Origin of the sequence: Nonomuraea sp. NPDC047529, from assembly GCF_040642995.1 — a bacterium.
Classification (GTDB): domain Bacteria; phylum Actinomycetota; class Actinomycetes; order Streptosporangiales; family Streptosporangiaceae; genus Nonomuraea.
This window is the reverse complement of record NZ_JBEYTJ010000035.1, coordinates 25,255-37,898: the sequence shown is the minus strand read 5'-3', so window position 1 is coordinate 37,898 and position 12,644 is coordinate 25,255. Positions and strand designations below refer to the sequence as shown.

13 protein-coding genes and 1 pseudogene are annotated in these 12,644 nt (G+C 71.2%); 3 read left to right on the top strand and 11 right to left on the bottom strand.

The genetic code is table 11. The features are described from left to right. Nucleotides 1-26 precede the first annotated feature (26 nt). Together ABZ815_RS39410 and ABZ815_RS39405 are read left to right on the top strand one after the other, a co-directional pair. A complete protein-coding gene (locus ABZ815_RS39410) occupies nt 27-1,643 on the top strand; it encodes an AMP-binding protein (protein ID WP_357706317.1) in 1,617 nt (538 codons plus the stop codon). 178 nt (nt 1,644-1,821) lie between these two features. After that, nucleotides 1,822-4,314: a cytochrome c oxidase assembly protein gene (locus ABZ815_RS39405; RefSeq protein ID WP_357706316.1), complete on the top strand. Its 2,493-nt coding sequence runs from the start codon at nt 1,822-1,824 to the stop codon at nt 4,312-4,314. Between the two features lie 77 nt (nt 4,315-4,391). Here ABZ815_RS39405 and ABZ815_RS39400 read toward each other — a convergent pair whose 3' ends face one another. The 10 genes and pseudogenes from ABZ815_RS39400 to ABZ815_RS39355 all read right to left on the bottom strand — a co-directional run bounded on the left by ABZ815_RS39400 (nt 4,392) and on the right by ABZ815_RS39355 (nt 9,872). After that, entirely contained in the window at nt 4,392-4,703 is a 312-nt protein-coding gene (locus ABZ815_RS39400; protein WP_357706315.1) for a gas vesicle protein K, read from the bottom strand. Next, nucleotides 4,687-4,926: a gas vesicle protein gene (locus tag ABZ815_RS39395; RefSeq protein WP_357706314.1), complete on the bottom strand. Its 240-nt coding sequence runs from the start codon at nt 4,924-4,926 to the stop codon at nt 4,687-4,689. The genes ABZ815_RS39400 and ABZ815_RS39395 overlap by 17 nt, the downstream gene beginning before the upstream one ends. After that, nucleotides 4,913-5,707 (bottom strand): GvpL/GvpF family gas vesicle protein, encoded by a 795-nt coding sequence (locus ABZ815_RS39390; RefSeq protein ID WP_357706313.1) that lies wholly within the window; start codon nt 5,705-5,707, stop codon nt 4,913-4,915. The genes ABZ815_RS39395 and ABZ815_RS39390 overlap by 14 nt, the downstream gene beginning before the upstream one ends. Further along, nucleotides 5,697-6,056: a gas vesicle protein GvpJ gene (gvpJ, locus tag ABZ815_RS39385; RefSeq protein WP_357706443.1), complete on the bottom strand. Its 360-nt coding sequence runs from the start codon at nt 6,054-6,056 to the stop codon at nt 5,697-5,699. The genes ABZ815_RS39390 and gvpJ (ABZ815_RS39385) overlap by 11 nt, the downstream gene beginning before the upstream one ends. A gap of 41 nt (nt 6,057-6,097) precedes the next feature. Beyond that, entirely contained in the window at nt 6,098-6,460 is a 363-nt protein-coding gene (locus tag ABZ815_RS39380; RefSeq protein WP_357706312.1) for a gas vesicle protein, read from the bottom strand. Nucleotides 6,461-6,499: 39 nt separating this feature from the next. Beyond that, complete coding sequence (locus tag ABZ815_RS39375; RefSeq protein ID WP_357706311.1) at nt 6,500-6,688, bottom strand: gas vesicle protein GvpG; 189 nt, start codon at nt 6,686-6,688, stop codon at nt 6,500-6,502. Nucleotides 6,689-6,780: 92 nt separating this feature from the next. After that, nucleotides 6,781-7,575, bottom strand: coding sequence for a GvpL/GvpF family gas vesicle protein (locus ABZ815_RS39370; RefSeq protein ID WP_357706310.1), 795 nt, complete (start codon nt 7,573-7,575; stop codon nt 6,781-6,783). Nucleotides 7,576-7,789: 214 nt separating this feature from the next. Beyond that, nucleotides 7,790-7,996: pseudogene (gene gvpJ, locus ABZ815_RS39365) on the bottom strand (gas vesicle protein GvpJ); the annotation flags it as partial. A gap of 56 nt (nt 7,997-8,052) precedes the next feature. Next, the gene (locus tag ABZ815_RS39360; protein WP_357706309.1) at nt 8,053-9,297 is read right to left on the bottom strand and encodes an SRPBCC family protein; all 1,245 of its coding nucleotides are present in this window, start codon (nt 9,295-9,297) and stop codon (nt 8,053-8,055) included. Nucleotides 9,298-9,353: 56 nt separating this feature from the next. After that, nucleotides 9,354-9,872: a hypothetical protein gene (locus tag ABZ815_RS39355; protein ID WP_357706308.1), complete on the bottom strand. Its 519-nt coding sequence runs from the start codon at nt 9,870-9,872 to the stop codon at nt 9,354-9,356. Nucleotides 9,873-10,217: 345 nt separating this feature from the next. Here ABZ815_RS39355 and ABZ815_RS39350 point away from each other — a divergent pair, with 345 nt between their 5' ends. Next, entirely contained in the window at nt 10,218-11,615 is a 1,398-nt protein-coding gene (locus tag ABZ815_RS39350) for a glutamate decarboxylase (protein ID WP_357706307.1), read from the top strand. Between the two features lie 251 nt (nt 11,616-11,866). On the opposite strand, the gene ABZ815_RS39345 is transcribed toward ABZ815_RS39350, so the two are convergent. Further along, entirely contained in the window at nt 11,867-12,529 is a 663-nt protein-coding gene (locus ABZ815_RS39345) for a DUF4097 family beta strand repeat-containing protein (RefSeq protein ID WP_357706306.1), read from the bottom strand. Nucleotides 12,530-12,644: the final 115 nt, after the last annotated feature.

Genomic DNA, 12,644 nt, shown 5'->3' with positions numbered 1-12,644 from the left:
TCACCGCCCTGGCGGATGCTTCCGGCATGGGTGACTCACTGCTCTCCTACGCGTCCGGCGTATCCGCGCTCCCCCTGCTGGGCGAGACGATCGGGGAGAACCTGGAACGCGCCGCGGCCCGGTACGCCGACCGCGAGGCGCTGGTCGAGATGGCGAGCGGGCGGCGCTGGACGTACGCGGAGTTCGACGCCGCGGTAGACGAGGTGGCGCTCGGCCTGCTGGCCAGGGGCATCGCCAAGGGCGACCGGGTCGGCATCTGGGCCCCCAACTGCGCCGAATGGGTGCTGACGCAGTACGCCACCGCCAAGATCGGCGCGATCCTGGTCAACATCAACCCGGCCTACCGCGCCCACGAGCTGGACTACGTGGTCCGCCAGTCGGGCATGCGGCTGCTGGTCAGCGCCGTCGAGCACAAGACGAGCGACTACCGCGCGATGCTCGCCGAGATCGGCTTCACGCAGGTGGTGTTCATCGGCGAGCCCGGCTGGGACGAACTGGTCGAGACCGGTCGCCGCGCCGACCCCGACGCGCTGCGCGTACGGGCGGCCACGCTGTCCTTCGACGACCCGATCAACATCCAGTACACCTCGGGCACGACCGGCTTCCCCAAGGGCGCGACGCTGTCGCACCACAACATCCTCAACAACGGCTACTTCGTCGGCGAGGGCGTCGGCTACACCGAGACCGACCGCGTCTGCCTGCCGGTGCCGCTCTACCACTGCTTCGGCATGGTCATGGGCAACCTGGGCGCGACCTCGCACGGCGCCTGCGTGGTGCTGCCCGCGCCCGGCTTCGACGCCGAGGCCACGCTGCGGGCCGTGGAGGCCGAGCGGTGCACGTCCCTGTACGGCGTGCCGACCATGTTCATCGCCGAGCTGGGCCATCCGCGTTTCGCCGAGTTCGACCTGTCGTCGCTGCGCACCGGCATCATGGCGGGCTCGCCGTGCCCGGTCGAGGTGATGAAGCGGGTGATCGGGGAGATGCACATGAGCGAGGTGGCGATCTGTTACGGCATGACCGAGACGTCGCCCGTGTCCACGATGACCCGCCGCGACGACGGCCTGGTTCGGCGCACCGAGACGGTCGGCCAGGTGATGCCGCACCTGGAGGTGAAGATCGTGCACCCGGAGACCGGGCTCGCGGTGCCCCGGGGCGAGCCGGGCGAGCTGTGCACCCGCGGCTACTCGGTGATGCTCGGCTACTGGAACGAGCCGGACAAGACGGCCGAGTCGATCGACGAGGCCCGCTGGATGCACACCGGCGACCTGGCCACCATGGACGCCGAGGGCTATGTCAACATCGTGGGCCGGATCAAGGACATGGTGATCCGCGGCGGCGAGAACGTCTATCCGCGCGAGGTCGAGGAGTACCTGTACACGCATCCCGACATCGCCGACGTCCAGGTGATCGGCGTGCCGGACGAGAAGTACGGCGAGGAGCTGATGGCCTGGATCGTCATGCGCCCGGACACCGAGCCGCTGACCGCCGAGGCGGTCAGGCGCTTCTGCTCCGGCCGCCTGGCCCACTACAAGGTCCCCCGCTACGTCCACCTGGTCAACGGGTTCCCGATGACGGTCACGGGCAAGATCCGCAAGGTCGAGATGCGCGAACAGGCCGTCACCCTCCTGGGCCTGCACGACTGACCCGCGCCCCGGACGGCTGAACCGGGGCCGGTCGGGCTGCGTACCTTCGCTTGTGCGCCGGAAGCAGACGATCACCGCGCCTGGCCCGGGCACGGCCCCTGTGGGAGCATGTGGGGACCGCGCCCGCCCCGGCCGGCGCGGCCGGGTTTCTGGCCTCGGACGACGTGGCGGGTGGCCTATGAGAGCTTCCGCACGGACGTACGCCGTGTTCGCGGTCGGCGTGGGCGTCTTGGTGCTGGTCGCGGTGCTGCGCTTCGGCGGCGGCGCCGGCACGGTGGAGGTCTTCGGGCTGCCCACCGCCGGGCCGGTCACCGACTGGGGCCTGCCGCTGGCCCGCCTCGCCCTCGACCTGTGCGCGGTGGCCTGCGTGGGGACGTTGCTGGCGGCGTCCGTGCTGGCCCCTGGCGGCTCGCCGGAGTCGGAGCGGTGCCTGCGCGCGGCGGGCTGGTGGGCGCTGGGATGGGCGGTCGCCGCCCTGGCCGGTTACGTGTTCACCCTGTCCAGCTTCATCCCGATGCCGGTGGCGAACCTGCTCGCCGAGCCCGGCATGCTCGACTTCGGCACGTCACTGCCGCAGACGCAGGCGCTGCTGGTGGTGCTGGTCACGACGTTCGCGGTGGCGCTGACCACGCTCGTACGGCGGCTGCCCGCCTGGGTCCCACTGGCCGTGGCGGCGTTCGGGCTGCTGCCGCCCGCCTACGTGGGCCATGCCGCCTCGGCGGCCGACCACGACATCGCCGTGTCCGCGCTGATGGCCCACCTGCTGGGGGTGTCGGTGTGGGTGGGCGGCCTGGGCGCGGTGCTGCTGCACTTCCGGCGCTCGGCGGACCTGCGGGTCGTCCTGCCCCGGTTCAGCACGATCGCGTTGTGCTGCTTCGCCGCGGTCGCCTTCTCCGGCCTGGTCAGCGCCTGGGTGCGGCTCGACAGCCTCTCCGACCTGTGGCTGAGCCGGTACGGCCTGCTCCTGCTGGCCAAGGTCGCGGCCCTGGCGGTGCTGGCCTGGTTCGGCCGGCGGCATCGTCTGCGTACCGTCGCCGGGGTGGCCGATCGCGGGGTGCGCCGCACGTTCGTCCGCCTGGCCGTGGGCGAGGTGACGGTGATGGTGGCGGCGACCGGGCTGGCCGTCGGCCTGTCCCGTACCCCGCCGCCGCCCGGCGCGGGTGGCGGGCACGACCATCCCGTCCTGGAGTACGCCCTCGCGCCCTTCTCGCCCGGCGCCCTCTTCAGCGAGGTGCGGCTCGACCCGCTCGTCCTGCTGCTGCTGGCGCTGCCCGCCGCCGGCTACCTGGCCGGCCTGCGCCGGGTGCCCGGCTGGCCGGTCCTCCGCACGCTCTCCTGGCACGCCGGGCTGGCCCTGGCCGCGGTCGCGTTGCTCGGCGGGGTGGGCGGCTACGCGCGGGCGATGGCGTCGGCCCAGGCCGTGCAGCACGTCGTCCTCGCCGTCGTCGCGCCGCTGCTGCTGTGCGCGGGCGCGCCGCTCACCCTCGCCGCGCGGGCCACCGGCCCCGGCTCCCAGTACGGCCCGCTCGGCGACCGCGCCTTCGGGCGGCGTCTCACCCGTCCCGCCCTCCTGACGGCCGCCGTCCCGCTGCTGCTCCTGCTGCTGTACGGGACGGCGTGGCTGCCCTGGTCGCTCGCCGGGTACGCGCCCCACCTGGTCACCATGGCCGGGTCCGCCGGGGTCGGCCTGCTGGTCGCCTGGGCGGTGCTCGACCTCGACCCGTTGCCCAGGCCGTTCCCGTGGGCCGCGCGGGTCCGGCTGCTGGCGGTGGCCGCCGTCGCGTACCTGGGGCTCGGGACGTACCTGCTGGTGGGACCGGCGGTCGCGGCGGACTGGTTCTCCCTGGCGGCCCCGCTCGGGGTGCCCGACCCGCTGGCCGACCAGCGCGTGGCCGGGGCGGTGTTCCTGCTGGTGCCGCTGGCCGCCTTCGCGTTCCCGGCCGTGCGCCTGGCCCTGCGGCGGCAGGCCGCCCGCGCGCGGCGCCCCCGGCCCGTCCTAGACTCCTCCCTTATGGGCGATCTCCCGGTCTACGACGTTGTCCTGCTGCCTCCGCACGACGTCAACGCTCAGTCCGTACGCCTGAGCCGGCGCTGCGCGGAGGCCACCGCGACCGAGTTCGTCCTGCGAGAGGACGGCCTCTACCCGCACATCTCGCTCTACATGGCCAACTTCACCCCCGACGGGCTCGAAGAGGCCGTCGCGCTGCTGCACGAGCTCGGCCGGCGCACCTCCGCGATGCACCTGGAAGGCGAGTCCTTCGCCGCCAACGAGCACGGCATGGTCGAGCTGTTCTTCCGGAAGACGGACGCGATCACCCGGCTCCAGGAGGACGTCGTCACCGCGCTCAACCCGTTGCGCACGGGCCTGCGCCACCTCGACCCGGTCGGCCGCGTCCTGGCCGACCACCGGCTCACCGCGCCGCCCACGGCCCGCGCCAACCTCGACCTGCACGGCTACGACGAGATCGGCGACCTGTTCCGCCCGCACATCACCCTCACCCGGCTCCAGCGGCCGGACCACCCGCTCGACCTGGGTCTCCTGGCCGAGCCCGCGGCCTTCACCGCCACCTACCAGACCCTGGCGCTGTGCGTGATGGGCGAGCACGGCACCTGCACCGAGATCGTCGAGACCTTCACCCTGGACACCGCCCCCGTCACCCCGACCGCGTGACCGCGCGGACCGTGGGGGCTCCCGCGCTGCGAGCACCCCGTACTGAACGGTCCGCCTCCTCGGCCTGCGCGCCTGCGTCAGTCCATGGGGAGCAGGGTACCCAGGGGGCCGAGGTCGAGGTTGAGGTCGGCGGGGGACAGGCCGAAGCGTTCGCAGAGCTCGGCCATGGCCTCCTCCAGCCGCATCAGGGTCAGCCCCACCGCTTCGAGCTGCTCCTCCGACAGGTCGCCGTTGTCCATCCGCCGCACGCACTGACGTTCGACGAGCTGGCGGATCAGCTCGACCAGCGTCAGCACCAGCCGGCTCAGGTCGCGCTCCACCGAGTCGGCGTCCGTCTCCAGCCGCCATTCGCCGCGTCTCGCCGTCCGCCCGTCACTCCTGCCCGTCACGTCGCATCCCTCCTTCGACCGCGTCGCCTTCCCTGACGCTCACCAGCAGGGCCCTCAGGGAGATCCGTACGAGGTCGATGCCGGAGATGGACAGCACGACGTCGCCGATCACCACCGCTCCACCCGCCAGCAGGCGGTCCAGCAGGTCGACGAGCGCCACCCGCTGCTCGGGAAGGCGGCCCTCGGCGGCGAGCCGGCCTCCTCTCGGCTCAGGAAGCGTCACCGTGGGCCGCCTCACCCTCCTGGTCGAGCGCGGCGAAGGAGTAGGGCGCCCAGGGGCCGACGAGTTCCACGGCGACGCCCTGCCCGACGACGTCCTCGATCACCCGGGTGAACTCGGCGGCGCGTTCCTCGTCCACCAGGTAGGCGCCGTTGAGGACCATCTGCTCCCGGCGTCCGGACAGCTGCGGGTCCTGGGCGCGGTGGCGACGGCCGACGACGGCGACGTGCATCAGCGCCTCGTGCACGGCCTGGGCGTGCTCGGCGGCCCGGCGCCAGTCGGCCTCCCGCCCGCGCAGGGCCGCCCGGCGGCGGTTCAGGTACGCCGCCCCCGGCGACGCGCTCCGCGGACCGTCCACCGGCTCGGCCGCCGGCTCGGCGGGGACCGGGACGGCGTACGCCTTGACGCCCCACTCCTGCCGGCCCGTCACCCGCGACAACACCGCGTCGAACTGCTCGTGCCGCTCGTCGAGAAGCTCCCGTACCTGCGCCTCTCCCGTGTAGACGGTGACCAGCCGCACCGGGGCCGTGGACCGCAGGCCGGCGATGGCCTCCACCACCCGGTGATGGGTGCGCGCGGTCTCCTCCAGCCAGGCCAGGTCCTCCATCGAGCGCCGCAGCGCCTCCTCGCCGAACTCCTCCAGCGAGACCGTACTGAGGAAGGCGGCCAGGCCCGCGTGCACGAGACGGCGCACGGGCGCGCCCGCCACGCCGGTCAGGCCGTCGGGCCCCTCGCCCTCCGCACGCGTGACCGCGTACAGGTAGACGCCCTCATCAGTGGCCACGCTCGACCGCCTCAGGCCCGTGACCGGACACGTGCCCGGCGTCGCCGCTCGGCACCACCCGCGCGGACACCATCTCCTCCAGCGCCGCGAGACGGCGGCGCAGCTTGCGGTTCTCCTTCGCCAGCTCCTGGGTGCCGCCGGTGAGCCACGGATCGTGCTCCCACCAGTCGATGCCCATCTCGCGGGCGGTGTCCACCGAGGCGATGAGCAGCCGCAGCTTGATCGTCAGCAGTTCGATGTCGAGCAGGTTCACCTGGATGTCGCCGGCGATCACCACGCCCCGGTCGAGCACGCGCTCCAGGATGTCGCCGAGGTTGGCCGACTCCCGGCCGCCGTGGCCGGACTGCATCGAGGACCCGGGAAGGTACGGACTCGGCCGCACGTTGGCGCTCACCGCGCCCCCTCGGCCAGGTCACCGCTGCCCCGCTTGTAGCGGCGCACCCGGCGGTAGGACAGAAGGTCGCCCGCCATGTCGAGCTCGATCTCGTACAGGGCCAGGGTGTCCCCGGACGACGGGATGCGCCGGTCCTCCACGATCTCCACGCCGACCAGCCACCCGTCCTCCGCCGGCTCGACCAGCGTGACGGACTCGGCCTCCTTGCCGGTCAGCTCGGTCATCATGCGCAGCCCCACCCCGGCCACCGCGGCGGCCGGGAGGTCCGCCGAGCGCGTACGAGGCGGCCCCTCGCCGCTGATGTCCGCGCTTCCCGTTCCTGGCGCGTGCTTGCTCCCGGTTCCCTGCCTGGCAGGCACGAAATCACCCCCGTACTCCCCCGATGCGGCGCGGGCGCCTCACCAGCCGACCATCCCCTGCAAGATCTCCTCGACCGCCCGCTCCTCCTCCTCCTCGGAGATCCGGCCGGCGGCCCTGGCCTGCTCCACCTCCTCCAGGCGGCGCCGGACCACGGCCGGATCGTGCAGCTCTCGCTCGACCTGGTCGCGCAGGAGCTCTCCGAGTTTGACGACCGCATAAACCGGCATAAGTGGCCAGCCAAAAAGCAACGTCCCCAGTCCCAAGGATGTTCACTCCTCTCTGACGTCGCTGTCCGCGCCGAACCGTCAGCTTCGTGCCGTCAGCTCGTGCCGACGAAGTCGTACGGCGCCATCGGCCCCAGCAGGCGTACCTCGACCCGGCCCGACCAGCGGCGGGTCAGCTCGTCCACCGCCTGCTCGAACTCGGCCGTCTTGCCCCGCTCCACCAGCGCGGCCACGTGCGCGGCGTCTCGTTCGTGGGCGGGCTCGCGCACGACCAGTTGCTCGCAGACGTCGGAGAGCTCGTCCACGACGGCCGCCGTGTCCACCTCGCGTTTGTCCGCGATCGTGCCTTCGATGATCTCTCCCAGGCGCATGCGCTCGTTGCGCGTCGCGTCCTCGGGCAGGCCGGCGATCTGCTGCCGGAGGTCCGCGGCCTCGCCGTTCTCCCGCAGGATCTCGCGCAGGATCGCCTGCTCGTCGTACCGGCCGTTGACGACGTACTGCGTCCGGCCCTCCACCTCCTGCAGGGCGTCGGCGAACTGGTCGTGGTACGGCTTCAGCAGCTCCTCCACCACGGCGTCGGAGTCGGTCAGCACCGCCCCGAACCGGAACGGCAGCACCGGGACCTCCGCCGCGGTCTGGTCGAGCAGCCGCTGGTGCGCCTGGAGATCCTTCGGGCGGCCCAGCGGGCGGTCCACCTCGACGTCGCTCACCAGAGCGGCGATCTGGCCGAACGGCACCAGCCGCACCTCCCCGGCCGGCTGCCCGACCCCCTCGGTCCCGGGCTCCACCTCGACATCCGTCGGCACGATCCCGTACACGTAGGACGCGCTGCCGTTCACGCTCGCCGGCGAGGTCTCCTCGGCCTCGGCGGCCCTGTCACGTGGCGACATCTCAGCCATCCTCTCTACGACGTGCCCGGCGCGGTTCTTCCTCGCGTTCCACGACGTCACCCGCGATCTCCTGGATCTCGTCCGTCTCCTCGGACGGGGCTTCCAGCGCTCCGCCGGCAGGCTCGTTCGCCTGGCTGACGGCCCTCGCCTGCGTCACTCCCTCGACGACCTCCGGCAGTCCCTTCTCCGTGGCCGACAGGTCGAGCCGGTTGGCCGCCTCCGCGAAGCGCAGGTACGTGTCCACGCTGGCCACGACGATCCGGCTGTCGATCGTCAGCACCTCGATGCCGACGAGCGAGACGCGGACGAAGGCGTCGATGACGAGGCCCTTGTCGAGGATGGTGTCGATGACGTCCGCCAGGCTTGTCCCCGCGGTGCCGCTGCTGGCCGGCGTGCCGCGACCGGCAGGCTGAACGGTCATGTCGTTCCCCCTGTTACTGGCTGGCCGGGCCTTCGGCGACAGGCCCTGACGAGTGGCTACTCGGCTCGGATCCGACGCCGGCGTACCGGCCGGTCCTGCTCGGCGGCCCGGCGGGTGGGCGCTCCGGCCCGACGCCGCGCAACCGGAGCCGCGGGACGCTCCTCCTCGGGCTCCTCTTCCTCTTCCTCTTCCTCTTCGGGCTCCTCCTCCTCGTACTCCTCCTCTTCGGGCTCTTCTTCCTCTTCCTCTTCCTCCGGCTCGCCCTCGCTCAGCTCGTCCTCGTCCTCGAACTCTTCCTCTTCGGCCCTCTCGCCCTCCTCGGGCTCCTCTTCCTCGGCGCCCTGCCGGTCCTGTTCCTCCTGGACGGCGGTCTGGTGATCCTTGACGACCTCGCTGTCGTGGATCTCACCGCGCCAGCCCTCCAGCTCGTCGGGCTTCAGCAGCAGGTGCGCCATCACGTGCCGTCTGAAGTGCTTGAGCTCCAGCCGTACGCGTCGCCCCTGCGCGCGCCACAGGTTGCCGGTCCGCTCGAACAGGCCCTGCGGGTGGTACACCAGGACGACCAGGACCCGGGTCAGGTCGGGAGTGACCTCGTGGAAGGTCACGGCTCCGTCGACATACCCCTTCTGTCCCTCTGACCGCCAGATGATCCGCTGATCCGGGATCTGCTCGACGATGTGCGCCTTCCAGCTCCTGTGCGACCAGAAGACCTGGGCCTTCCAGGAAAGCTCCTCGTCGCTGTCCTGCTTGACGGTCTCGACCTTCTTCATGAACGTCGGGAAGTCCTGGAACTGGGTCCACTGGTCGTACACCAGACGCCGTGGCGCGCCGACGTCGATCGACTCCACGATGTTGGTGATCTTCTCGTGGCCCGCCTTCCCACCGCCACCGCCGGTGATCTTCTGGAAGATGCCCTTCAGACCTCCCTTGAGGCCACCCTTCAGGCCGCCGGTCAGGCCGCCCTTCAGGGCTCCGCTGACGAACCCGCCCGGTTTGTCCGAGCCCGTGACCGCGCTCATCAGGCCCTTCCCGCCGTGTTCCACGTAGTCGGAGAGACGGCCGGTCAGGCCTTCGAGCTTGTCCCCCGCGGAGGACAGCACCCGCGAGCCCGCGGCCTGCAGCAGCCCCTGCGCGGACTGGACGAGCCGGTCCATCGGCAGGCTGTCGGCGATCCCGTGACCGGCCTCCCCTGCCTTCCCCGCGGCCTCACCGGCCTTTCCCACGGCTTCCCCGGCCTGGTCCTCGACCTTGCCCTTCGCGGCCTGGCCGGCGCGACGGGCCGTGCCGGTGGCTTTGCCCAAGGCTCTCCCGCCGGCTCCTGTCGCCTTCTTCGCTGCCTCTGCCTCAGTCACCGCACTCACCTCCGCGACTGGCTGACCCGCCGGACAGGACGCGTTCGCCGCTGTCCTCGATGACCCTCGGGTTGCTGCCCGGCCTGCTCCGGTTCCTCGGTCGCCTCTTCGTCCTCGTCCTCGTCGTAACGATCGCTTTCGTCGTAGTCCTCTTCGTCGTAGTCCGCTTCCTCGCCTCTGGGCGCCTGCTGCTTCGCGGGCTTGGCCTCGTCCTGCTCGGCACGGGACTTCCCGCCGTGCTCCTGGAGCTTGTGGGTCAGGGAGTCGATCTGCCTGCTGGCCGCCGACACGGCCGCCGCCTTGCCGACCTCCATGAGCTCGCCCCGGAGGCGGCCGGTCATCCGCTGCAGCTCCGGATTGGAGCTGAGGGCCTTGACGCCCTGCGCCAGCAGGCCGCCCTCGCCACAGCTGGCACGTCCGGCCAGCCCCGCCGCCGCCAGTGCCGCCGCCATGCGCAACTTGTGGCGCCGTCCGAGGTAGTACCCGGCGAGTACGGCAAAGGCCACCTGCAACCTGTTCGACATGATCAGCACTCCTTCCCGCTCACTCACCACCTCGGCCCACCCTGGGCCCGGTACGCGCGTACAGACCCCGGACGTGCCGGCGCCTGCTCGCCGCGGCATGACCTACCCGCAAATCCGACAAAGGACCACATTGGCGGAAAAAAGGGACGCGGAGTTGGCGCGGGGCCGCGAATCCGACCCACCCCATCAGCGCCCGTTTAGCCCCAGCTGGCCCCGACCGAGACCCCACACCTACCCGCAGCCACCACAGGACTCCGGACCTCGGCATGGAAGTCGTTGACGGACAGTAAAAACTTGCCTACTGTGAGTGCTCGACATCACTCAACTCATCGAGAGGTGAAGCTCATGCTCAGACGAGTCGAATCCGACCGGTGGCAGGAAGCGCTCGATGTCAATCCCCTCTACAACGGGCTGGTCCCCGAAGGGGGCGTCCCCCGCTTCAAGATGCCGACCAACCCGATGAACCCCAGCGCGGCCCAGGCGCTCATCCGCGACGAGCTCCTCCTCGACGGCAACGCCCGGCTCAACCTGGCCACGTTCTGCACCACCTGGATGGAGCCCCAGGCCCGCGAGCTCATCGCCGAGACCCTCGACCGCAACATCGTCGACCACGACCAGTACCCGCAGACGGCCGACATCGAGTCGCGCTGCGTCAACATGCTCGACCACCTGTGGAGCGACCCCAACGGCGCCAGCGTCGGCTGCTCCACCGGCGGCTCCAGCGAGGCGGCCATGCTCGGCGCGCTGGCGATGAAGTTCCAGTGGCGCGAGCGGCGCCGGGCGGCCGGGCTCCCCGTCGACAGGCCCAACCTGGTGATGGGCACGGCCGTCCACACCTGCTGGCCCAAATTCTGCCAGTACTGGGACGTCGAGCCGCGCTGGATCCCGATCGAGGAGCCCGCCTACACCCTGTCTCCCGCCCGGCTCAGGGAGTTCTGCGACGAGAACACCATCGGCGTCGTCGGTGTGCTCGGCTCCACGCAATGCGGCAAGTACGACCCGATCGAGCAGATGTCGGCCGAGCTCGACCGGCTGGAGGCCGAGCGCGGCCTGAAGATCCCGCTGCACGTCGACGCCGCCGTGGGCGGCTTCATCACCCCGTTCCTGGAGCCCGACAGGGTGTGGGACTTCCGGCTCCCCCGGGTGCAGTCGATCAACACCTCGGGCCACAAGTTCGGCCTGGTCTACCCGGGCGTCGGCTGGATCGTCTGGCAGGAGCCGGACGCGCTGCCCGAAGACCTGGTGCTCTCCTGCGACCTGCTCGGCGGCAGCATAGACACCTTCACCCTCAACTTCTCCCGTTCCGGCGCCCCGGTCGTCGCCCAGTACTACAACTTCCTGCGGCTCGGCTTCGAGGGCTACCGGGCCGTCCAGCAGACCTGCCGTGACGTGGCGACCTACCTCGGCGAGGAGATCGCGAAGCTCCCCGAGCTCTCGCTCATCGCCGACGGCTCGGAACTACCGGTGCTCGCCGTACGGACGGCTCCCGGCTTCGACGGTTTCACCGTCTTCGACCTGGCCGACCGGCTGAAGATCCACGGCTGGCAGGCCCCGACGTACTACCTGCCGCCCAACCTCGAACACATCGCCGTCATCCGCTTCGTCATCCGCAACGGCTTCAGCCAGGACATCGCGGGCAAGCTGCTGGCCAACCTGCGTACCGAGGTCGAGTACCTGCGCAACAACCGGGTTCCGCGTCCCCGCACGGCCGCCGACGGCACCGGCGTACCGACCGGGCGATAGGAACGATCCACAGCCTGAGTCGAAGGCGGCCCCCACAGCTGGGGGCCGCCTTCGCCGTGTCCCGGCCGCAGCCGATGAAACGCAGAAGAGGCCCCGAAGGGCCTCTGGTCTGCCTTCAACTACAAGGTACGAACCGCGCAGGCTGGGCCGATCTCCCAGTCCTGCCGACAAGAGCGCCGGGTTCTCCGGATCGGGCGCGACTTCGTGACGACCTCCGCAACTTGGTCCGCCTCCCTTCTGGAGGCCGCGGGTCACAGGCTGCGGGCGGTGATGTCGCCGCTGGAGGTGGTGGCGTGGATGTCGAGCTCGACAGCGCCGTCGTTCTTGAGGGCGTTGGTGATGCGGCCGTGGTCGGTGCCGGCGTCCAGGGCCGCCGAGACCCCGGTGGCGGCGGCGATCGAGATGTCACCGGACTGGGTGCGGAGCACGACCTTGCCGCCCGCGGCCTCGGCGATGCGGATGTCACCCCGTGCGGTGCTGATCTCCGCAGCGCCGCCCAGCCGGCCGATCTCGACGTCGCCGTCGACCGCGGTGAGGCGGAGGCTTGCGGCCTCTTCGATCTTGATCTGGCTGTACGCGCCGTCGAAGGTGACGTCGCCGAGGCGGCCGGCGGTCCGCAGTTCGGCGCTGGCCGCCTTGGCCTCGACGTGGGAGCCGGCGGGCAGCTTGACCGTCACCTCGATGGCCCCGGACGGGCCGAGGTACTGGTTCTTCACCGGGGTCACGACGCGCAGCACGCCGTCGGCGTAGTCGATCGTGGTCTGCTCCGCGGCCTGCGCGTCGCGGCTCTTCGAGGCGTTCGAGGGCACGACCTCGACCGTGGTCTCGGCCTGGTCGGCGGCGACGAAGTGCACGCGTCCCGCGGGGATGTCGAGGATGGCGCGGATGGCGGCGGGGGTGGCGAACGTCTGCATGATGGTCTCCTGCGACTCATGGTTCTCGGGTAGGTGGCCCAGTCCGCGGCCCGGAGGCCGCATCGCTGAACCGTTCATGCATTCAGCATGTCCGTCCGCTCTGATACGGGGCTGT

Excerpts from the sequence above, each read along its gene's own strand:
- ABZ815_RS39410 (WP_357706317.1), top strand. The coding sequence starts at position 27 with ATGGGTGACTCACTGCTCTCCTACGCGTCCGGCGTATCCGCGCTCCCC.
- ABZ815_RS39370 (WP_357706310.1), bottom strand. The coding sequence starts at position 7,575 with ATGTCGCCACGTGACAGGGCCGCCGAGGCCGAGGAGACCTCGCCGGCG.
- ABZ815_RS39405 (WP_357706316.1), top strand. The coding sequence starts at position 1,822 with ATGAGAGCTTCCGCACGGACGTACGCCGTGTTCGCGGTCGGCGTGGGC.
- ABZ815_RS39345 (WP_357706306.1), bottom strand. The coding sequence starts at position 12,529 with ATGCAGACGTTCGCCACCCCCGCCGCCATCCGCGCCATCCTCGACATC.
- gvpJ (WP_357706443.1), bottom strand. The coding sequence starts at position 6,056 with ATGCAGTCCGGCCACGGCGGCCGGGAGTCGGCCAACCTCGGCGACATC.
- ABZ815_RS39355 (WP_357706308.1), bottom strand. The coding sequence starts at position 9,872 with ATGTCGAACAGGTTGCAGGTGGCCTTTGCCGTACTCGCCGGGTACTAC.
- ABZ815_RS39350 (WP_357706307.1), top strand. The coding sequence starts at position 10,218 with ATGCTCAGACGAGTCGAATCCGACCGGTGGCAGGAAGCGCTCGATGTC.
- ABZ815_RS39375 (WP_357706311.1), bottom strand. The coding sequence starts at position 6,688 with ATGCCGGTTTATGCGGTCGTCAAACTCGGAGAGCTCCTGCGCGACCAG.